Origin of the sequence: Peptoanaerobacter stomatis (assembly GCF_000238095.2) — a bacterium.
In the GTDB taxonomy this organism is placed as follows: Bacteria; Bacillota; Clostridia; order Peptostreptococcales; family Filifactoraceae; genus Peptoanaerobacter; species Peptoanaerobacter stomatis_A.
The window spans coordinates 362,428-384,471 of sequence record NZ_JH815225.1 but is presented as its reverse complement, the minus strand read 5'-3'; the positions used below and the strand labels follow the sequence as shown (position 1 = coordinate 384,471).

Sequence of the window (22,044 nt, the reverse complement as noted above, 5' to 3'; positions counted from 1 at the left end):
AGAAATTTCTATGATAAAAATTACACTGCAAGGTAAAGACGAAAAAACATATCAAGAAGGGGTAATTGCCTTAGATATAGCAAAGGATATAAGTGAAGGCTTTGCGAGAAGTTTAGTAGGTGCAAAAATAAACGGGAAAGTTTACGATTTGATGACACCTATCAAAGAAGATTGTGACATAGAATTTTTAAAATTTGCCGATAAAGACGGTAAGATGGTATTTTGGCACACATCTACTCACATTATGGCACAGGCGGTAAAAAGATTATATCCTGATGCAAAATTAGGAACAGGGCCTGCACTTGATAACGGATTTTATTATGATATAGACTTAGACGAAAAACTTACACAAGATGACTTGGAAAAAATAGAAGCTGAAATAAAAAAAATAGTTTCAGAAAGTTTGGATATAATTAGAAAAGAAGTATCAAAACAAGAAGCTGTTGATATAATGAAAAAAAGAGGAGAAGATTATAAACTGGAAATAATAGAATCTCTTGACGAAAATGCCGTTATATCACTTTATGAACAAGGTGAATTTGTAGACCTTTGTGCAGGTCCGCACCTTCCAAATACAAAATTTGTAAAAGCTGTAAAACTCACATCAATAGCAGGTGCATATTGGAGAGCTGACGCTAATAATAAGCAATTGCAAAGATTGTATGGAATTTCATTTGAAAAGAAAAAAGAACTTGATGATTATTTAAAATTGCTTGAAGAAGCAAAATTAAGAGACCATAGAAAACTTGGAAAAGAACTTGATTTATTTTCAATGCACGAAGAAGGACCCGGATTTCCGTTTTTCCATCCAAAGGGCATGATTCTTAGAAATAGACTTGAAAGCTTTTGGAGGCAAGAACATGAAAAAAGAGGATATGATGAGATAAAGACTCCTATAATTTTGAACGAAGGATTATGGCATCAATCAGGACACTGGGATCATTATAAAGAAAATATGTACTTTACAAAAATAGATGATGAAGATTACGCTATCAAACCTATGAATTGCCCAGGTTCTATATTGACTTATAAATCATATATGTTCAGTTATAGAGATTTACCTCTTCGTTGGGCGGAAATGGGACTTGTTCACAGACATGAACTCTCCGGAGCTTTGCATGGACTTATGAGAGTTAGAGCATTTACACAAGATGATGCGCATTTATATGTATTACCTTCACAAGTTAAAGATGAGCTGATAGGAGTAATAGAACTTGCAGATTATGTTTACAGCATATTTAATTTTAAATATCATGTTGAATTATCTACAAGACCTGAAAATTCTATGGGAACAGAGGAGCAATGGAATATAGCTACAAATGGACTTATAGATGCTTTAAAAGAAAAAAATATAGATTATATAGTAAATGAAGGTGATGGAGCTTTTTACGGACCTAAAATAGATTTCCATCTACAAGATGCAATAGGAAGAACTTGGCAATGCGGTACAATACAATTGGATTTCCAAATGCCTGAAAGATTTGATATTCACTATATAGACAGCAACAATGAGAAAAAACGTCCTGTAATGTTGCACAGAACTATATTTGGAAGTATAGAAAGATTTATAGGAATATTAATAGAGCATTTTGCAGGTAAATTCCCATTATGGTTATCACCTGTACAAGTAAAAATACTTCCTATTTCCGACAAATTTAACGATTACGCTTATGAAGTACAAAAAGAATTAAAATCTTTAGGATTTAGAGTAGAAGTGGATTCAAGAGCAGAGAAGATAGGTTTTAAAATAAGAGAATCACAACTTGAAAAAGTACCGTATATGTTGGTAGTAGGGGAAAAAGAAGAGCAAACAAACAGTGTAGCTGTTCGTTCAAGAGATTTAGGAGATTTAGGTCAAATATCAAGACAGGATTTAATATCTAAATTACAAAAAGAAAATGATGAAAAAATAATATTAAAAGCAGAACAGTAAATATAAAAATATAATATAGAAATTGAATTATAAAAAACCACTAATCTTCAAAAAAAGAAAATTAGCGGTTTTTAATTTTTTTAAACATAAATATTATTTAATATAATGCTAAAATATATTATAATTATTCTTCATCTTCAAATAAGTCGCTGAAAAGTTCCATAAACTCTTCAGATATAGCTTGATACTCGTCTTCATTTTCTATATTTTTAAGGCTGATTTCATCACCTATTTCTTCATATATATATAACAATATATTATCTGATTCGGGCTCAGCTAATGCTATATATTCAACGTCGTCAACTTCAAAAAGACCTATGACATCACAAGTCATAGAAGTTCCGTCATCTAATACTAAGTCAATAGTCTGGTCTTCTTCGAAAAATTCTATATTTTCTTCAAATCCTTCTTTTTTTTCTTTATCGCTCATTAAAATACCTCCTGTTATTTTGTTTATGCAAAAACATAAACATTTTTTAATTACATATAAATAAGTAATTATTATATATTTATATTAAAACAGCTAAATAGAAAAAAGTCAATTAAATTTTTTATTTAACTGATAAATTTATAGATAGTAAAATTAAATATGTCTATAAATATTTTGAGTGAAATGCCTTATAATTCAGTAGAAAATTCTTTAATGAGTTGAGTAAAAATTTATTGTATATTTTTTATAGAAAAATAAAATTTTAACAAAAATATATAATAAATTAGAAAAAATAATTTTGAAATTAAGAAAATTAGTGTATAATATATAAGTATTTTATTTTATTGTGTTTAAGGAGAAATATTATGAGAAGAATAGCCGTACTTACAAGTGGTGGTGACGCTCCGGGAATGAACGCCGCTATAAGAGCAGTAGTTAGATATTCTATATACAAAGGTCTTCAAATTTTTGGGATAGAAAGAGGGTATAAAGGACTTATAGAAGGTGATTTGAAAGAAATGCTCATTCCATCTGTTGGAGATATAATACACAGGGGCGGAACTATACTCAGATCTGCAAGATGCTTGGAGTTTATGGAAGAAGAAGGTAAAAAAAGAGCACTTAATATACTTGACGTTTTTAAAATAGACGGGCTTGTTGTAATAGGCGGTGACGGTACTTTTAGAGGTGCTAAGACCTTATGTGATGCCGGATTTCCTGTTATAGGTGTTCCCGGTACTATAGATAATGACCTTGCATATACAGATTATACAATAGGTTTTGACACCGCCTTAAATACAGTTCTTGATGCAGTGTCAAAATTAAGAGACACAACTTCATCTCATGAAAGGGTAAGTATAATAGAAGTTATGGGAAGAAATTGCGGAGATATAGCGCTTTATACAGGGCTTGGCGGTGGAGCTGAAGAAATTCTCGTTCCTGAAACAAAACATGATATTGACAATATTTGTAAGAAAATATTATTATCTGCAAACAGAGGTAAAACTCAAAGTATTATAATGGTTGCTGAAGGTGTAGGTTCAGCTAATGATATATGTGCACAGATACATGAAAAAACAGGATTAGATGTGAGAGCTACAATACTTGGACATATACAAAGAGGCGGTTCTCCAACTGCAAAAGATAGAATTCTTGCAAGTCAATTTGCAGCGCATGCTGTACAATGCTTGTTAGACGGTAAATCATCAAGAGTTGTGGGCATTAGAGAAAATAAAATTATGGATATGGATATTACAGAGGCTTTGGATATGAAATCTAAATTTAATGAATCAATGTATGAACTTACTAAAATCCTGTCTATATAAATAAAAATATTAAATCAATTACTATTTATTGAAATTATAAATAAAAAATGGTGTATTATTATTTTGCTAATAAATTTATAATCAGCATAGAAAATATTAATATATTTTTAAGGGTGTAAATATAAAATTTTATATATTAAAAATAATTTATTTGGAAAGGCAAAAAAATGTTAAAAAACTATAAAAAAACTAAAATCGTTTGTACTATAGGACCTGCATCAGAAAGTGCTGAAACATTAAAACAACTTATTGATGAAGGAATGAATGTTTGTAGACTTAACTTTTCACACGGTTCATATGATGAGCATCAAGCAAGAATTGATACAATAAAAAAAGTGAGAAACGAAGTTAAAAGACCTATTGCCATATTACTTGACACAAAAGGTCCTGAAATAAGAACGGGAAACTTCAATAAAGATGAAGTGACTCTTAATGCAGGACAAAAATTTACTATTACAATGGATGACGTTGTAGGAGATGAAACAAAATGTACAGTTTCTTACAAAGAACTTGTTGATGATGTAAATGTAAATGACAGAATACTTATAGATGACGGACTTATAGAACTCGTTGTATTATCAAAAGACAAAAAAGATATATTGTGCGAAGTAAAAAATACAGGAATAGTAAAGAATAAAAAAGGTGTAAATGTTCCTAATGTAAAAATAAATCTTCCTGCTATAACACAAAAAGACAAAGAAGATATAATATTCGGTATAAAAAATGATATAGATTATATAGCAGCATCATTTGTAAGAAAAGCCTCAGATGTTCTTGCCATAAGAGAAGTGCTTGAAAATAACGGCGGACAAAGTATAAAAATAATTTCAAAAATCGAAAGTCAAGAAGGTGTAGATAACATAGATGAAATTCTTGAAGTATCTGACGGTATAATGGTAGCAAGAGGGGATCTCGGCGTAGAAATACCTACAGAAGAAATACCTATGGTACAAAAAGAGATAATAAAAAAATGTAATTCTCTTTCAAAATATGTAATTACAGCCACTCAAATGCTGGATTCAATGATGAGAAATCCAAGACCTACAAGAGCGGAAGTAACAGATGTTGCCAATGCCATATTTGACGGAACTGACGCAATAATGCTTTCAGGAGAAACAGCAGCAGGAAAATATCCTGTTGAAGCAGTAAAAACTATGGCAAAAATAGCAAGAGCTACTGAAGAAAGCTTTGACTATGAACTTATATTAAGACAGAAAAAAGCATTTATGCAGCCTACTATAACAAACGCAATAAGCCATGCCACTTGTACAACTGCTATGGATTTAAAAGCAAAAGCAATTATAACAGCAACATCAGGAGGATATACTGCAAGAATGGTGTCAAGTTACAGACCTTTTGCACCAATAATAGCATCTACAAATGACGAAAAAACATATAGACAGATGTCACTTTATTGGGGAGTGTTTGCTATATTAAATACAGAATCAGGTTCAGCTGAAGATGTAATTGATTCATCAATTCAATTATCATTGGAAAAAAATGCAATAGATGCAGGAGATCTTGTTGTAATAACAGCAGGAGTGCCTGTAGGAAAATCAGGAACTACAAATCTGCTTAGAGTTCATATAGCTGCACAAAACTTAGTAAAAGGTATTGGTGTAGGAAGTTCAAATGTATCAGGAACAGCAAGAGTTATAACTAACTCATCACAAGAAATAAATGAAAATGATATAATCATAACTTCATCTACAGATGTGGATATGATGCCTCAAATCAAAAAAGCAAGTGCAATAGTAACAGAGTTTGGCGGTCTTACATCTCATGCTGCTATAGTAGGATTAAATCTTGGTATACCAGTAATAGTATCTGCTGACAAAGCGACTCAAGAAATAACAGATGGAGAAACTATAACAGTAGATGCCGCTACAGGAATAGTATACAAAGGAACTGTAAAAACTCTATAATTAAATAAAATTAAATTATATCGCATATTATTTTAATGATAATATTGAAATTAATAAGCGGAATTTATAAATATAATTAAGTTAAAAAATATTTGTTATAAAAAGTTGTCTTTCATTATTTTTATAGTGAAAGACCTTTTTGATTTTTATATAGCTTTTATACTAAAAATCATTTAAAATAAAAATGAAAATATTTAATTAGGGAACATTTTTTATATTTTTATGTTACATTGTTATTGAAATAAGTTTTAGTATAAAAATTAGTTAATGAATGGAGTATTATGTACGAAAAAAATATTTTGCAAATGTATGATTTCTTCAAGATAAGTGAAGAAGATTTTGAATATTCAAATAAAATAGAAGAACAAATTAAACAAGAATTTGAAGAACTTGACAAAATAAAACAATTTAATCAATTAAAAGTTTTAAAAGCTATGCAAATGGCAAAATTAAGCGATACACATTTTAACTCATCAACCGGATACGGATATAACGACATCGGTAGAGAAAAAGTTGAAGAGATATACAGTAATGTCTTCAACACTGAAGATGCTCTTGTAAGACCCTCTATTGCAAATGGAACGCACGCTTTGTCAATATGTCTTAATGCCTTACTTATGCCAAAAGATACAATGCTTTCTATATCAGGCAAGCCTTATGACACACTTGACGGAGTAATCGGTATAAAAGAGCAGGAGATGTCATTAAAAGAATATAATATACAGTATAAACAGATTGATTTAATAAATGATGGAGATTTTGACGTAGAAAAAATAAAAACTGAGCTTGCAAAAGATAAATCAATAAAACTTGTATATATACAAAGGTCAAAAGGTTATTCAACAAGAAAGTCAATAATGATACAAGATATAAAAGAGATAGTTCAGGTAGTAAAGGGTATAAGAAGTGATGTAAACATAATGGTTGATAACTGCTATGGTGAGTTTTTGGACTATTTGGAACCTACTGATGTCGGTGTAGATATAATGGCAGGCTCACTTATAAAAAATCCCGGTGGTGGCTTGGCAATAACAGGTGGATATATAGTTGGAAAAGAAAAATTGGTAGATAGGTGTGCAAAAAAATTGACATCAAACAGCATAGGCAAAGAATGTGGCTTGACATTCAATACCAACAGAATCACATTGCAAGGTTTGTTTATGGCACCTAATGTGGTAAACGGAGCTTTAAAAGGAGCAGTTTTCACAGCAAAATTATTCGAAAAAGATAATTATAAAGTATTTCCTAAAAGCAATGATAAACGAAGTGACATAATACAAGCCATAACCTTTGATACAAAACAGGAAGTCATAGAGTTTTGCAAAGCTATACAAAAATCCGCACCCGTAGATTCATATGTGACACCTGAGCCATGGGATATGCCCGGATATGATTGTGAAGTTATAATGGCTGCAGGAGCATTTGTTCAAGGCTCGTCAATAGAATTAAGTGCAGACTCACCTATAAGATATCCATATACGGTATATTTTCAAGGAGGACTTACTTATGAACACTCAAAAATCGGTGCAATAATGGCATATAATGCTGTAAAATGTATTAAATAGTATAAATAAAAAACTTTTTTTGAAAGAAAAATATTTTAAATTGCAAAAAAATAAAAAAATATGCTTTTCTTTAAATAAAAAACTTAAAATTATATATTTTTTGTGATATAATTTTTAACATATTTTAAATTTGAAAATATATATCAATTTTGGAGGGCTTTGTATGAATGCCATTAATCTACTAAAAGAAAATAATCTTTTATTCACATTAAAAAAAGATTACCATTCAATAGAAGACTTGAAAAAAATCTTTGAAGAACATAAAGAAATAAAATTTGTATCGCTTGCAGGTTATGACCTTAGAGGAAACTATACAGATGCGAGAATACCTATAAGTATAATAATAGACGATTTAGAAGATTTTTTAAAACAAGGGGTTCAAACAGATGGTTCAAGTGTTGAACTAAGGCAAATCGCATCATTAAATGATGCAAAAGTAATTATTGTGCCTGATATGGATTGTGATTGGCATGTAGATTATAATTTCTCGTTTGTAGATGAAAATACAAAACTTCCTGTAGGAACACTAAGAATACCGTCATTTTTGATACACAATGATAAGATAGTATGCTCAAGAGGCATTTTAAAAAGAGCTGTTAAAAATTTGCAAAATAACGTAAAAAAAATAGTAGAAGAAAATGAAAGCATAAAAGAAGAATTAGGAATAAAAGATAAAAAAATAAAATCCATTGAAATATCAGCAGCAACAGAATTGGAATTTTGGGTAAAAACACCGGAAGAAATAAGAGATGTAGAAGAACTGTCAACTTCACAAGTTTTAAAAGAGCAGTATTGGAAAAGAACAGAAGGAAATGTAAGGACAGCAATGGAATATTGTCTATTGCTTATGGATAAATACGGTTTTGAACCTGAAATGGGACATAAAGAAGTTGGGGGAGTTCATTCAAAATTGACTGAAAACGGAGATCACAGTCATATAATGGAACAATTGGAAATAGATTGGAAGTATTCCGATCCTATACAAACTGCTGACAATTTATATATAATAAAAAATTTGGTATCAGATATATTCAACAGCTTCGGCTTGGAAGTAACATTTGATGCAAAACCTATGGATAAAGTTGCAGGAAGTGGAGAGCATACACATATAGGACTTATAGCAAAATTAGATGACGGTAAAGCAATAAATATATTCAATCATGTTGAAAAAGACAAATATTATATGAGTAGTATAGGATTTTCATCTCTTGCAGGCATACTTAGAAATTATGAAGTTATAAATCCTTTTGTTACGGCAACAACAGATGCGTTTAATAGATTAAGACCTGGATTTGAAGCACCTGTGTGTATAGTTACATCACTTGGAAAATCTCCACAAATACCTTCAAGAAACCGCTCAATATTAATAGGTCTTATAAAAGATAGTAACAATCCTAAACAAACAAGATTTGAGCTTAGAGCAACTAATCCAAATTCTAATCTATATTTAGTTTTATCGGCAGTTTATCAATGTATGCTTGACGCAATAAACTTTTATATCCCTAAATATGATGTGGCATTCATACAAAATGAAATGTCAAAAAAAGCCGGAGAAGACAGTGTGTATTTAGAAAAAGAAAGACTTTATCGCTCGGAAGAAAATGTATTTGAAGCATATACACAGGAAGAAAGAAATGCAATATTTTCCATACCGCCTGCAACAGTATATGAAAATATACAAGCTTTGGACATATATAAAGAAAAACTGGAAATACTCAAAAAAGACGGTGTATTTACAGACGAAATAATAAACTCATATAAAATATCAACTTTAGAGTTTTGGGCAAAAGAGCTGAAAGGCAGAATAGTTGAAAACAGTAGAGATAGAGTAAGAGAATCCGTAAAATTACATTATGACACAGAAGATATATCAGATCTTGATATAGTAAACTGGACAAAAGTAGAAAGCATAAGATGGGAGCTTATGAAAGATACAGTAGAAAAAAAATCATTATTTACACAAATAGACAATGCAATTGACGAAAAAGATTATAAAAAAGCATCTAAACTGCAAATCGAGATGTCAAAAAAAGTTAATGAATTAGCAGAAATTTACAAAAAATACAAAAAAAATATATTTTAGTCAAAAAATATTATAATAGACTTATTCAATTAATTTAAAGTTGCGGATGTGATGATTATGGTAAGAGAAGCGATTAAAGAAGATTTATATGAATTATTGAGCTTATATCTATTTCTACACGAAAAAGATGTTCCTGAAGATACAAGGCATTTGGAGATTACATGGAATAAAATCATTGAAGATGTGAATCATCATATTATTGTCAACGAGATAAATGGTAAGATACTTTCATCTTGCGTTTGTGTTATCATTCCAAATCTTACGAGAAATATGCGTTCATATGCATTTATTGAAAATGTAGTTACTAATGAAGAGTATCGTGGAAAAGGGTATGCAACAGAATGTCTTAATTATGCTAAAGAAATAGCGATAAACAATAACTGCTATAAGATGATGCTTTTAACAGGTACAAAAAATGAAAGCACATTAGATTTTTATAAAAATGCCGGATATAACAGTGAAGATAAAACTGCATTTATACAGTGGCTTGAATAGAGATTAAAAAACAGTAAGTCGCAATGATATGATACTCCATAAGTAGATAAGATAAATAACCAAAACTACTTATGGAGTTTTTTTATGGCAAAAATGTTTGACTTTTTTACATACAAACAAATCATATGATGAAATTAAATCTTGTAATAATAGTAAAACTCTGATACAATAATTATTTGAAATAATAGAAAAGGGAGATTGTAATGTTTGAAAATTTGAGCTCATTAAAAGATAAATATGCGGATTTGGAAATAAAAATAGCAGACCCTGAAATCATTAATAATCAAGAACAATGGCAAAAACTGATGAAAGAGCACGCAGAGTTATCTCCGGTTGTTTCAAAATATAATGAATATGTGAAAGCAACAGAAGATATAAAAGGTGCTAAAGATATAATCGCTAATGAAACAGATGAAGATTTGAGAGATTTGGCAAAAGAAGAATTATCAGATTTGGAAGAAAATTTGGAAAAAGTAATAGAAGAATTAAAGATTTTGTTACTTCCAAAAGATCCTAATGATGATAAAAACGTAATAGTTGAAATAAGAGGCGGTGCCGGTGGAGAAGAAGCAGCACTTTTTGCAGGCGTATTGTTTAGAATGTATTCTATGTATGCTTCAAACAGAAGATGGAAAGTTGAGCTTATGTCATCAAATGAGACAGGAATAGGCGGATATAAAGAAGTAATATTTATGATTAGCGGAAAAGGTGCGTATTCAAGACTTAAATTTGAATCAGGAGTTCATAGAGTGCAAAGAGTACCAGAAACGGAATCTCAAGGAAGAATACACACATCTACAGTAACTGTCGCAGTGCTTCCCGAGGCAGAAGATGTTGAAGTAAATTTAGATTTAAATGATGTAAGAGTAGATGTATTCCGTTCATCAGGTAATGGAGGTCAGTCTGTAAATACAACAGACTCCGCTGTAAGACTTACACACATACCGACAGGAATAGTAATATCTATGCAGGATGAAAAATCACAGCTGAAGAATAAAGAAAAAGCATTCAAAATATTAAAAGCCAAATTATATGACATGGAATTGGAAAAAGCCCAAAAAGAAATGGCAAGTCAAAGAAAATCTCAAGTAGGTACAGGAGATAGGGCAGAAAGAATAAGAACATATAATTATCCTCAAGGTAGGGTATCCGACCATAGAATCGGTCTGAATTTGTATAAATTGGAAGCATTTTTAAATGGAGATTTAGACGAAGTTATAGATGCATTAATCACAACTGCTCAAGCAGAAAATTTGAATTCATTGGAAAATATATAAAGAGAAAAAAATGTTTACACAAATAATAAAAATAGACAAATATAATGCTGACATAACTGTAAAAAGAGCTGCCGAAATAATAAGAGCAGGAGGGCTTGTTATATTTCCTACAGAAACTGTGTACGGAATAGGAGCAAATGCTTTAAATGAAAAGTCTGCAAGTAGGATATATAACGCCAAAGGCAGACCTTCAGATAATCCTCTTATAGTTCATATAGCGGATGAAAAAGATATATACACTTTAGGTGTAAATATTGATAACAGGATAGAAAAAATAATATCTGCATTTTGGCCAGGTCCATTGACATTAATTTTAAATAAATCGTCAAATGTGCCATATAGAACTACAGGCGGATTAGATACTGTGGCTGTTAGAATGCCTTCAAATATTATTGCAAATAAAATTATAAAAGAAAGTGGCGTTCCTATAGCGGCTCCTTCAGCCAATATATCAGGACGTCCATCAATAACATCCGAAGAATTTATAAAAGAAGAATTTGAAGGAAAGGTTGACATGATAATACTTGACAATAATTCTTCAATTGGTATAGAATCTACTGTTATAGACACAACAGGTGATAATATAGTCATATTAAGACCGGGATTTGTAACAAAGTCAGACATAGAACGAGTTATAAATGAAGATGTGCATATTGATACAAATCTTAAAGACAATACAGCTAAGCCAAAATCACCTGGTATGAAATATAAACATTATAGTCCTAATTGTGAAGTCTATATAGTAGATGGAGATAATAAAATAGAAAAAATATATGATCTTATAAAAAAAGATAATTTATCTAATAAAAAAAGCGTTGTAATAGGCAAAGAAGAATATCAAAGTTTATTTAACAATTTTATCTCGCTTGGAAAAGATGACATTACAGCGGCAAAGAATATATTTAAGGTGTTAAGACAACTTGACAAAGAAAATTTTGACAAAGCATATTTTATAAATATGTCTGATACTGAGTTGGAGTTTTCAATAATGGATAGAATGAAAAAGGCATCCGGATATAAAATAATTTAGAAAAGAGGTTATGTATGAAAATAGGATTTGGCTGTGACCATGGTGGTTTTGAACTGAAAAAACAAGTTTTAAAATATCTTCAGGATAAAGGATATGAATGTATTGATTATGGGATATATGAAAATCAATCTGTAGATTATCCGGATTATGCAAAGATAGTGGCTAAAGCCGTTTTGAATAAAGAAGTAGACAAAGGTATTTTGTTTTGTGGTACAGGCATAGGCATATCAATAGCTGCCAACAAGATAAAAGGTATAAGATGTGCAAATTTATCTGATACATACAGTGCAAGTAAATGTGTAGAACACAACAACTGTAATATGATTTCTTTAGGTGGCAGAACTGTCGGTGTAGAAATAGCATTTGAAATAGTAGATAGATTTTTAAGTGCAAAGTTCGAAGGCGACAGACACGAAAGACGTGTTAATAAGTTGATGTCTTTTGAAAATGAAATATAAATTTTACCCAAGCAGAAGAAAATACTATAAAAAGTCAAAAATATTTAAAAAATATTATAATTTACAAAGAAAATAATTGACTATAAAAATACATAAACAAGGAGTAATTATATGTCTAAATTAACTATATTAGATCATCCTTTAATACAGCATAAAATTGCAATAGCAAGAAATAAAAATACAGGTTCAGGTCTTTTCAGACAACTTGTAAAAGAAATAGGAATGTTGATGGTATATGAAGTTACAAGAGATTTGACGCTTGAAGATGTAGAAATAGAAACACCTATTTGCAAAACAAAAGCAAAGATGTTGCGAGGCAAAAAAATGGCTGTAGTTCCTATATTGAGAGCAGGTATAGGTATGGTTGACGGAATATTGGAACTTGTACCACAAGCAAAAGTAGGTCATATAGGACTTTATCGTGATCCTGTTACAAAAGAACCGGTGGAATATTTTTGCAAATTGCCACAAGATGTTGCCCAAAGAGATTTTATATTGGTAGATCCGATGCTTGCAACAGGAGGTTCTGCAAGTGCAGCCATAACATTGTTAAAAAACAAAAATATAAAATCTATAAGGCTTGTATGTCTTGTCGGTTGTCCTGAAGGTGTAAAAAGAGTTCAGACAGATCATCCTGATATAGATATATATTTGGCATCGCTTGATGAAAAATTGAATGAAGATTGTTATATAGTTCCAGGCTTGGGAGATGCCGGAGATAGAATATTCGGAACAAAATAGTTATTTATAAATAAATTATAACAAATTTATTATAATATGATGATAATCTCATTAAAATATTTTCTAAAACATTAATAAAATAATAATTCATTATTAAAGATTTACAATGTTTTATATTTACTTTATAAATATAAATAAAAAAGATTTGATATACACTACAAAATTTAATCAAAATGTTTGATTAAATCAATAACTATAGGAGGAGTGTATGTTCGGACTCAAATATGTGTTGTCAACAACACAATTATTTATAATATCATTTATATTTTCTATTGTACTTTCATGCTTTGCAACTCCGTTTGTAATAAAATTGGCACATAAGATAGGTGCGATAGATGTTCCAAAAGATAATAGAAGAGTGCATAAAGTTCCAATTCCAAGACTTGGAGGAATATCAATAGCATTTTCATTTTTTGTTACTACAATTTTCTTCAATTCTATGAACAAAGAGTTGATAGTACTGTTTATTGCACTTTTTATAATTTTAATTATGGGTGTTGTAGATGATATTAAAGATTTGAATGCAAAACTTAAATTTTTTATCCAAATAGTAGCTGCTTCGATTGTTGCAGTTTTTGCTATAAAAATTGAATATCTTGCAAACCCTATGATGCCGATGCATTATCTGTTTTTAAGATATATGAGCATACCTATAACTGTATTTTGGATAGTAGGTATAACTAATACAGTTAATCTAATAGACGGTCTTGACGGTTTAGCAGCAGGAATATCTGCAATATCATCCACTACTCTTGCATTGATACTTTTTAAAAATGGAGATTATTTCCATACATTGTTGTTAATCTCATTAATAGGAAGTATTTTAGGATTTTTGCCATTTAATTTCAATCCTGCAAAAATATTTATGGGTGATACAGGAGCATTATTTTTAGGATTTACTCTTGCAGTTATATCAATGACTGCAACAATAAAATCCGCTGCAACACTTGCAGTATTTATACCTATATTGACATTAGGCATACCTATATTTGATACAGCATTTGCAATATTAAGACGTGCAAAGAATAAACAGCCTATAATGCAGGCTGATAAAGGACATCTTCATCACAGACTATTGAATAACGGATTATCACAAAAACAAACGGTACTGATATTATATATGATGAGCGTTATATTAGGACTTAGTGCATATTTTATATCAGAAACAGGAAGAAGATTTTCTTTATTTATTTTGGTAGTGGATATAATACTTATAATTTTTGTTACTCTTAAATTTAAAATTCTAAAAAAAGGTTAATCTCATGAATAAAATAAAAATTATGTCGGTTTTCGGCACAAGACCGGAAGCTATAAAAATGGCACCTCTTGTAAAAAAATTGTACAACGATGATATTTTTGAGTCAAAAGTTTTGGTAACAGGTCAACATAGACAAATGCTTGACAGCGTCTTAGAAATATTCAACATCAAGCCTGATTACGATTTGAATATAATGAAACACGGACAAACAATACAAGATATAACATCAAAAGTAATATACGGTACTTGCGAAATAATACAAAATAAGTTCCGACCTGATCTATTACTTGTACACGGCGATACTTCGACAAGTTTTTCTGCTGCACTTGGAGCATTTTATGAAAAAGTTACTGTAGGACATATAGAAGCAGGGCTTAGAACAGGCAATATATATTCTCCTTATCCGGAAGAAATGAACCGAAAATTGATAGGCTCTATTGCCACATACCATTTTGCACCTACAAAAAACAATAAATACAATCTGTTAAGAGAATATATTTCAGAAAAAAATATAATTACAACAGGTAATACGGTTATAGATGCGCTTCATAGTGTAATAAAAGATGATTTTGATTTCTCAAAAGAAGACTTTAAAAATATAGATTTTTCAAAAAAAATAATTTTGCTTACTTGTCATAGGAGAGAAAACTGGGGTAAGCCTATGGAAGATATATTCTTTGCTCTAAATAAAATCGCTGAGGAAAATAATGATATCCAGATAGTATATCCTGTGCATATGAATCCTGCTATAGTAAAATTAGCAAACGAAAAATTTACTGCAAGCAATGTTGCTCTTATAAAACCGCTTGAATATGAAGAATTTGCCAATCTAATGAATAAATCATATTTTATTATGACAGATTCAGGAGGATTACAAGAAGAAGCACCTTCACTTGGAAAACCTGTATTGGTTCTAAGAACTGAAACTGAACGTCCTGAAGCAGTGAAAGCTGGTACTGTAAAAGTTGTAGGAGTTGACAAAAATGATATATATAAAGAAGCAAATATATTGCTTAAAGATGAAAAATCATACAAACAAATGGCAAATGCAGTAAATCCTTATGGAGACGGAAAAGCTTGTGACAGAATAATAGATTTTATAAAACACATATATAGATAAATCAAAATATACGTTTTATAAAATTTCTTCAACTTGTATTTAAGATAAAAAATAGTTTTTAAATAAAAATAATCGATTATCAAGAAGATGGTCGATTATTTTTATTTACATAAGACTTTAAAATTTTGTTTGTTATTCCGATAAATATGTAAAAGAGTTTTTATATTCTATTAACAATTATATATCAGGATATCTGATAAAAAGATAATTATTTTTAAATAGACATTAAAATAAAATCAAGAAATAAACAAATCTATTTTATATATGATTATTGTATGATGGAATATTAAGAAAAGAGGGCAGTAAATGATTAATACGCTATATAACAATAAGGCAAATTTAGACAAAAAAATAACCTCAAATCCATATGAAGATATTGCCTCATCAAACACGATAATAAAAGGCTCAATAATAAAAAAAGACGGCAAAAACATAAGAATACAGTTAGGAGATAACAAAACTAAGGAGATATTTGATGTAGTGACCAAAAATAATCTCAGTGTAAAACAAGGAGAAATGCTCACTATAAAAAAATCTGAGATAGAAACTATAACAAAAATAAGCAATGAATCTTTGGAAAAAGAAAAAGAAAGAGAAAAAAAAGAAATAGAAGAGCTGAAAAAAGAAGATTTACAACCTACAAAAGAAAACATAGACGCACTTAAAAACCTAAAAAATAGTGAAATACCAGTCACAAAAGAAAATATATTAAGATTTGCAACCATAAAAAACAGCTTGACAGATTTCACGCAAAACATAAATCTTAACACACTTGCAATGCTTATGAATAAAGGATATGACATAGAAAATATTCCGTTATCGCAATTAGATAAAATAGTAAAAGATGAGTCTATATTGCAAGATAAAAAAATATCAGCATTAGAAAATAAAGTTAATAAAACTATATCATATGATGAAGCACGAGATATTTCAACAAAGCTGTACAGCTCACAAATGGGTAAAGACATCCAAGATATAATAATAAGCCTAAAGAAAAATGACATTGAAATAACAAAAGAAAATGTAGATAAGATATACGATACATTTTCCAAGTTATATGATTTAAAAGAAATAAATAATGATAATATAATAAAAACATTAGAAGTAGATGACAGTAACGTATCTATAGACTTACTTTATAAAGTAAAAAATTATATAACCACATCATCTGTATCAGTTTCGTCTGTAAAATATACAGAAAATATTACAAATACTCTTACAGACGAAGATATAGAAAAAATGACGCCTGATATAGAAAATTTATTAGAAAAAATAGGAATAGACAAAAAAGATATAGATATTGCAAAAGCTATACTAAAAAATAATTCTCAGATAAACAAAGAAAATGTTGAAGAAATTAAAGAAATAAGAGAAGTATTATCACAAATACAAGAATTGATGGACAAAAATGTGGCAGGTATGCTCATAAAATCAGGTGTAGATATATCATCTATGGACATAAAACAATTACTAAAAGAAATAACATCTATAATAAACGAATTGCAAAATGTTGACAATTTACAACTCACAGACGAGCAAATGGATTTGACAAAAAATCTTATAGATGCAATCAAACAGATAAATTCAAATACAATATTAAAAAACATATCTGTAAAATCAATTTTATATTCAAGTAAAGTTGGAAAAGATTTATATGACAAATTATTTTCTAATCAAACAAGTTTTTTTAGCTACGAAAATAAAGTATCTATAAAAGCGTCAATAGTGCTAAACAATCTTGAAAACATAGATTTTAACCGCATAGATTATAAACACAACAATATATCTTTGCAATATTTAGCACAAAAACATTCTATATTTAACGATAACTCAAATTCTAAATTGCAATCATTAGAATATGAAGTGAAATATGAAAGCAAAACGGAAGTTCAAAATGGCATAATAAAGCATTACGAATATATGCGAATGAATTTAAGAGCTACTCATATAAATCAGATGATAACAAACGGAATAGATCCATATACAAGCGATATAAGACAAGTAAGTGCTTTAATTCAAAGTCAAACGATAAAACAATCCAAAACATTTGAAAAATTATCACATTTAAACGATTATACAATCAATAACATATCATCAAATATAGTAGCTGCTCAAAGTGAATTTACACTGAAAAATATAAAAAAATCATTTGATTTAGAAAATAATACAGGTAATTATATTGACAGTATAAAATATATGTTAAATGAAATCAAAGAAAAAGATTTTAAAGAATTAAAACAAATTTCAAAAAAAATAGAAAATATATTAAAAGAAAATCATACATTTACAAAAGATGATTTTAGAAAAAACATAGAGCAAATATATAAACATATTAAAGAAATGGAGCAAATAATATCAAAATCACAAGGCAAGGACAAAGAAGTATTCAATAAATATCTCAATGAAATAAAAGAGAACATAAGAGAAACTTACAAAATGTCATCAAAAAATGAAATGATACAAATACCATTTTATATGAATGGTGAATCATCAAATGCCAATGTATATGCAAAAACCAAAAAAAATAAAAAAGGCAATATAGACCCTAATGATATGAGCGTACTAATAGATTTAAACACAAAAAATTTAGGGAAAATGGGATTTTATATAAAAGTAGATAACAAAAAATTATCAATAAAAATATCAGGAAATGATGAGTCCGTATCAGCTATAAAATCTAATTTGCAATCATTAGACAACAGTTTGAACTCATTAGGATATGATATAGATTTTATAGATCTTATATCACCGGAAAATAAAGCTAAAATTTCATTTGTAAATGAAAATACAAGAGATATAAATAGTAAAGTAGACTTTTTTATATAATTTTTTATCATTAAACTAAAATATATAGAAAAAATAACGATATATTAAAGGAAGATTATGGATACTAACGGAGAGAAAGAAATATTAAACAAAAAAGCGGTCGCATTAGAATATAACGAAACTATGAATGCACCTATAGTAAATGCTAAAGGTAGAGGATATGTAGCACAAAATATGCTTGAAAAAGCAAAAATAGATGGCATAGATACGTATTTTGATGAAGAATTGTTGGAAAATCTTATGGCTCTAAGCATAGGTGAGGAAATACCACAAGAATTATATGAAATAGTATCAAAAGTGCTACAATATATAGACAGCCTTGAAAAAAACATAAAAAAGTGATAAATACCGTTAAAAATAATAAAAAATCAGAATTATAATAGTTATTTTTAAAATTTACAAAAAACTAAAATATAAAATTATACAATAGTTATATTCTGAAAATTAATTATATAAGCTAAAATGATATAAAATATCGTATGAAAGGACTATAAATATGAAATTAAATACAAATATTTTAGCAATGAATTCTGTAAGAAATCTTATGGCAACAGGTTTAAAACAAAAAACAGCATTAGAAAGATTATCATCAGGTAAAAAAATAAATAGGGCGGCTGACAATGCAGCAGGATATGCTATAGCAAAAAAGATGGCATTACAATCTTCAGGGCTTAAAATGGCATCAAAAAATTCATTAGACGGTATATCTTTAATACAAACAGCAGAAGGTGCTTTAAATGAAGTACATTCTATGCTACAAAGAATGAGAGAGCTATCCGTACAATCATCAAACGATACTAATAATATAGAAGATAGGGAAGCTATACAAAAAGAAATAAATCAACTTACATCGGAAATAAGTCGTATAGGTAAAACTACAGAATTTAATCAAATGAAGATGTTTTCTCCAAAAAATGAAGATGGTACCTATAAACCTACAATGAATATTCCTGTACAAGCCGGAGCCAACGCAAAACAAATGGTGGATATAGAATTTCAGGAAATGTCAGCATTTACTCTTAAAATATCCGGACAAGTTTCTGGCGGCCCTGTAGATGATTTATCTAACTTACCTAATCATGTCACAGACGCCAAATACACAACAATAGCTAATGTTGTCCCTCGTTATGATGATACAATTCCTGAATATTCATTGGATATAACTTCACAAAAAACAGCTAACGCTGCAATTGCTGTATATAGTAATGCCATATCAAAAATATCAGAAATACGTTCTATATTGGGAGCTGCACAAAATAGATTTGAACATAACATAAAGAGCATTGATGCAGCAGAAGAAAATGTAACTTCATCAATGTCGAGAATAGAAGATGCTGATATGGCTGAAGAAATGACAGAATTTACTAAATATAATATATTGCAACAAGCCGGTACATCAATGCTTGCCCAAGCAAATCAACTTCCACAGACTGTTTTAAAACTTTTAGAATCATAAGATACGATAAAATAGATAAATTTGAGGCATATGCTGATAATTTATCTATTTTTTTGTTAAAATATAATATAGTTTTATTTTTCTATAAAGGCTGAGTTTACATTAAGAACAAGTTCTTGAAAAAGATTTAAAATGTGTTATAATACATTGATAGAAATAGAAATAATGATGCTGATTAGTATTTCTTTCAATTATTATATGTCTATATCTGCTATCTGATTGGTAAATAACTTAACGATTATAACACAAAGGATATTTAAAAATTTAAAGATTATTTAAATATAAGTTAAATAGTATCATATAATATAAAAATAAAATTTCTAAAATTTTTAATAAAATATTATAAAAAAGTATTGACGTATCTAATATAAAATAATATAATATACGAGTAGCTTGCCGAAATGGCGGAATTGGCAGACGCACTGGACTCAAAATCCAGCGGTAGCAATATCGTGCGGGTTCGACTCCCGCTTTCGGCACCATTTATAAGTATTGACAATAGAGATAGTTGCATTGTGTAGCTTTCTCTTTTTTTTATTTTTATCAATTTTGATAAAAAAATCGATAACCTCTTGAAATATATATTTTTTTTTGATATAATTAAACCATAAAATGTTTGTAATTATACTCATTTTAGAAAAAATATGCAAAATTGTTAAGAATGTATATTCTTTTGATGATGTTTAAAGAAAGGCTCAGTTTATGAAATTAAAAAAAGCTCATAGATTAGCTGCGATAGCTAAAATTTTATCTGATAATCCCAATAAAATTTTGACATTCAATTATTTTGCTGAACGTTTCTTTTCCGCAAAATCAACTATAAGTTCAGATATATCATCTATAAAAGCTATATTTGATGAGCAAAAATTGGGCAGAGTTGTAACTATACCCGGGGCAGCCGGTGGAGTAAAATACATACCGACTATATATAAAGATGAGTGTATTACGTTTTTGAATTCACTTTGCGAAAGATTATCATCTAAAGAAAGGATTTTGCCTGGAAGATTTTTATATTTAATCGACCTGATATATGACCCTTTTGTAGTAGAAAAAATAGGAAAAATATTTGCTTCTATAGTTAATTATTCTGAAGCTGATTATTTGGTCACTATTGAGACAAAAGGAATACCTATGGCGATAATGACAGCCAAAATTATGAATTTACCATTACTGATAATACGAAAGAACACCAAGATATCAGAAGGTCCATCTATAAATATTACCTATGTAACTGGTAAAAATAATTCTAAGATACAAACTATGTCGCTACCTATAAAGAGCATCAAAAAAGGTTCTAAAGTTATAATTTTAGACGATTTTATGCGTGGTGGTGGAACTATCAAAGGTATGCATGACTTGATGAAAGAGTTTTCTGTTGAAGTTATAACAAGCATAGTCATAATAGCAACCCAAGAGCCTGAAATTAAGAAAATACATAATTATGAATATCTTATTTCGCTTGAAGAACAAGATGGAAAAAACATCCTCAAGCCGTCAAGCAAAATAATTTCTCAACTTGAGTCTTAATTCAGTTAAAACAGTTCAAGTTTCTTAGAAACTTAACTATTTTATATACCTTAATATTTTAATTAATGGTGCTAGTTTTTTGTTCATAATATATATTTAAGTATCATTAGTAGCAAACAAAGATAGGAGTATTAAAATGAAAATCACAGACGTAAGAGTAAGAAAATTATCAGAAGAAGGTAAAATGAGAGGTATTGTTTCTGTAACTTTTGATGACACATTCGTTGTTCATGACATTAAAATAATAGAAGGACAAAACGGACTTTTCATTGCTATGCCTAGCAGAAAAGTTAATGATAACGAGTTTAGAGATATTGCGCATCCTATAAACTCAGAATCAAGAAACGAACTTCAAGAAGCTATACTGAAAGCTTACGAAGAAGCTAAAGTTAAAGCTAGTGAAGTTGAAAACGAAGTACATGCATAACAAAACGAAGTATAGCTTGACTAAAATGGTCGAGCTATACTTTAATATTCATCTTTCCTACTTCGCATAATATGTATTATGCGAAGTAGGAAAGATGAATATTAACAAAAACAAATAATACATTAAAATCATATATAATTTAAAATAGATAACACTATAAATACTTAT

General features: G+C 29.2%; 18 protein-coding genes and 1 tRNA gene. 18 read left to right on the top strand and 1 reads right to left on the bottom strand.

Annotated features, from left to right (window positions below):
* Positions 1–10: 10 nt before the first annotated feature.
* The gene (gene thrS / locus HMPREF9630_RS01640; RefSeq protein WP_009526805.1) at positions 11–1,933 is read left to right on the top strand and encodes a threonine--tRNA ligase; all 1,923 of its coding nucleotides are present in this window, start codon (positions 11–13) and stop codon (positions 1,931–1,933) included.
* Between the two features lie 124 nt (positions 1,934–2,057).
* Here the strand turns inward: thrS and HMPREF9630_RS01635 are convergent, their stop codons facing one another.
* On the bottom strand, positions 2,058–2,363 hold the full coding sequence (locus HMPREF9630_RS01635; protein WP_009524797.1) for a DUF1292 domain-containing protein: 306 nt from the start codon (positions 2,361–2,363) through the stop codon (positions 2,058–2,060).
* Positions 2,364–2,728: 365 nt separating this feature from the next.
* On the opposite strand from HMPREF9630_RS01635, the gene pfkA reads away from it, so the two are divergent.
* The 17 genes from pfkA (at position 2,729) to spoVG (ending at position 21,876) form a co-directional block, all read left to right on the top strand.
* Positions 2,729–3,688 (top strand): 6-phosphofructokinase, encoded by a 960-nt coding sequence (gene pfkA / locus HMPREF9630_RS01630; RefSeq protein WP_009526804.1) that lies wholly within the window; start codon positions 2,729–2,731, stop codon positions 3,686–3,688.
* Between the two features lie 167 nt (positions 3,689–3,855).
* Positions 3,856–5,613 carry a pyruvate kinase gene (pyk, locus tag HMPREF9630_RS01625; RefSeq protein WP_009526803.1) on the top strand — a complete coding sequence of 586 codons (1,758 nt, stop codon included), beginning with the start codon at positions 3,856–3,858 and terminating at the stop codon, positions 5,611–5,613.
* A gap of 281 nt (positions 5,614–5,894) precedes the next feature.
* Positions 5,895–7,178, top strand: coding sequence for a methionine gamma-lyase family protein (locus HMPREF9630_RS01620; RefSeq protein ID WP_009526802.1), 1,284 nt, complete (start codon positions 5,895–5,897; stop codon positions 7,176–7,178).
* 163 nt (positions 7,179–7,341) lie between these two features.
* Positions 7,342–9,261 carry a type I glutamate--ammonia ligase gene (locus HMPREF9630_RS01615; RefSeq protein ID WP_009526801.1) on the top strand — a complete coding sequence of 640 codons (1,920 nt, stop codon included), beginning with the start codon at positions 7,342–7,344 and terminating at the stop codon, positions 9,259–9,261.
* A 57-nt stretch (positions 9,262–9,318) separates the two neighbouring features.
* The gene (locus HMPREF9630_RS01610) at positions 9,319–9,756 is read left to right on the top strand and encodes a GNAT family N-acetyltransferase (RefSeq protein WP_009526800.1); all 438 of its coding nucleotides are present in this window, start codon (positions 9,319–9,321) and stop codon (positions 9,754–9,756) included.
* 203 nt (positions 9,757–9,959) lie between these two features.
* On the top strand, positions 9,960–11,033 hold the full coding sequence (gene prfA, locus HMPREF9630_RS01605; RefSeq protein WP_009526799.1) for a peptide chain release factor 1: 1,074 nt from the start codon (positions 9,960–9,962) through the stop codon (positions 11,031–11,033).
* 10 nt (positions 11,034–11,043) lie between these two features.
* Positions 11,044–12,063 (top strand): L-threonylcarbamoyladenylate synthase, encoded by a 1,020-nt coding sequence (locus HMPREF9630_RS01600; RefSeq protein WP_009526798.1) that lies wholly within the window; start codon positions 11,044–11,046, stop codon positions 12,061–12,063.
* Positions 12,064–12,077: 14 nt separating this feature from the next.
* Positions 12,078–12,521, top strand: a complete 444-nt coding sequence (gene rpiB / locus HMPREF9630_RS01595) for a ribose 5-phosphate isomerase B (protein WP_009526797.1) — start codon at positions 12,078–12,080, stop codon at positions 12,519–12,521.
* Positions 12,522–12,632: 111 nt separating this feature from the next.
* Positions 12,633–13,262 carry a uracil phosphoribosyltransferase gene (gene upp, locus HMPREF9630_RS01590; protein ID WP_009526796.1) on the top strand — a complete coding sequence of 210 codons (630 nt, stop codon included), beginning with the start codon at positions 12,633–12,635 and terminating at the stop codon, positions 13,260–13,262.
* A gap of 208 nt (positions 13,263–13,470) precedes the next feature.
* A complete protein-coding gene (locus tag HMPREF9630_RS01585) occupies positions 13,471–14,520 on the top strand; it encodes a glycosyltransferase family 4 protein (protein WP_009526795.1) in 1,050 nt (349 codons plus the stop codon).
* A 4-nt stretch (positions 14,521–14,524) separates the two neighbouring features.
* Positions 14,525–15,640, top strand: coding sequence for a non-hydrolyzing UDP-N-acetylglucosamine 2-epimerase (gene wecB, locus HMPREF9630_RS01580; RefSeq protein ID WP_009526794.1), 1,116 nt, complete (start codon positions 14,525–14,527; stop codon positions 15,638–15,640).
* 306 nt (positions 15,641–15,946) lie between these two features.
* Positions 15,947–18,466 carry a DUF6240 domain-containing protein gene (locus tag HMPREF9630_RS01575; RefSeq protein WP_009526793.1) on the top strand — a complete coding sequence of 840 codons (2,520 nt, stop codon included), beginning with the start codon at positions 15,947–15,949 and terminating at the stop codon, positions 18,464–18,466.
* Between the two features lie 57 nt (positions 18,467–18,523).
* A complete protein-coding gene (locus tag HMPREF9630_RS01570; protein ID WP_009526792.1) occupies positions 18,524–18,808 on the top strand; it encodes an EscU/YscU/HrcU family type III secretion system export apparatus switch protein in 285 nt (94 codons plus the stop codon).
* 154 nt (positions 18,809–18,962) lie between these two features.
* Entirely contained in the window at positions 18,963–19,922 is a 960-nt protein-coding gene (locus HMPREF9630_RS01565; protein WP_009526791.1) for a flagellin N-terminal helical domain-containing protein, read from the top strand.
* A gap of 395 nt (positions 19,923–20,317) precedes the next feature.
* Positions 20,318–20,404: transfer RNA gene (locus tag HMPREF9630_RS01560), tRNA-Leu, on the top strand.
* 220 nt (positions 20,405–20,624) lie between these two features.
* Positions 20,625–21,449 carry a pur operon repressor gene (gene purR, locus HMPREF9630_RS01555; RefSeq protein ID WP_009526790.1) on the top strand — a complete coding sequence of 275 codons (825 nt, stop codon included), beginning with the start codon at positions 20,625–20,627 and terminating at the stop codon, positions 21,447–21,449.
* A 136-nt stretch (positions 21,450–21,585) separates the two neighbouring features.
* Positions 21,586–21,876 carry a septation regulator SpoVG gene (spoVG, locus tag HMPREF9630_RS01550; protein WP_009526789.1) on the top strand — a complete coding sequence of 97 codons (291 nt, stop codon included), beginning with the start codon at positions 21,586–21,588 and terminating at the stop codon, positions 21,874–21,876.
* The last annotated feature ends 168 nt before the right edge of the window (positions 21,877–22,044 follow it).

Coding starts and splice junctions, on each gene's coding strand:
- prfA (WP_009526799.1), top strand. CDS start 9,960: ATGTTTGAAAATTTGAGCTCATTAAAAGATAAATATGCGGATTTGGAA.
- upp (WP_009526796.1), top strand. CDS start 12,633: ATGTCTAAATTAACTATATTAGATCATCCTTTAATACAGCATAAAATT.
- HMPREF9630_RS01565 (WP_009526791.1), top strand. CDS start 18,963: ATGAAATTAAATACAAATATTTTAGCAATGAATTCTGTAAGAAATCTT.
- rpiB (WP_009526797.1), top strand. CDS start 12,078: ATGAAAATAGGATTTGGCTGTGACCATGGTGGTTTTGAACTGAAAAAA.
- HMPREF9630_RS01600 (WP_009526798.1), top strand. CDS start 11,044: ATGTTTACACAAATAATAAAAATAGACAAATATAATGCTGACATAACT.
- thrS (WP_009526805.1), top strand. CDS start 11: ATGATAAAAATTACACTGCAAGGTAAAGACGAAAAAACATATCAAGAA.
- pfkA (WP_009526804.1), top strand. CDS start 2,729: ATGAGAAGAATAGCCGTACTTACAAGTGGTGGTGACGCTCCGGGAATG.
- HMPREF9630_RS01620 (WP_009526802.1), top strand. CDS start 5,895: ATGTACGAAAAAAATATTTTGCAAATGTATGATTTCTTCAAGATAAGT.
- HMPREF9630_RS01575 (WP_009526793.1), top strand. CDS start 15,947: ATGATTAATACGCTATATAACAATAAGGCAAATTTAGACAAAAAAATA.
- HMPREF9630_RS01570 (WP_009526792.1), top strand. CDS start 18,524: ATGGATACTAACGGAGAGAAAGAAATATTAAACAAAAAAGCGGTCGCA.
- HMPREF9630_RS01610 (WP_009526800.1), top strand. CDS start 9,319: ATGGTAAGAGAAGCGATTAAAGAAGATTTATATGAATTATTGAGCTTA.
- HMPREF9630_RS01615 (WP_009526801.1), top strand. CDS start 7,342: ATGAATGCCATTAATCTACTAAAAGAAAATAATCTTTTATTCACATTA.
- HMPREF9630_RS01585 (WP_009526795.1), top strand. CDS start 13,471: ATGTTCGGACTCAAATATGTGTTGTCAACAACACAATTATTTATAATA.
- purR (WP_009526790.1), top strand. CDS start 20,625: ATGAAATTAAAAAAAGCTCATAGATTAGCTGCGATAGCTAAAATTTTA.
- spoVG (WP_009526789.1), top strand. CDS start 21,586: ATGAAAATCACAGACGTAAGAGTAAGAAAATTATCAGAAGAAGGTAAA.
- pyk (WP_009526803.1), top strand. CDS start 3,856: ATGTTAAAAAACTATAAAAAAACTAAAATCGTTTGTACTATAGGACCT.
- HMPREF9630_RS01635 (WP_009524797.1), bottom strand. CDS start 2,363: ATGAGCGATAAAGAAAAAAAAGAAGGATTTGAAGAAAATATAGAATTT.
- wecB (WP_009526794.1), top strand. CDS start 14,525: ATGAATAAAATAAAAATTATGTCGGTTTTCGGCACAAGACCGGAAGCT.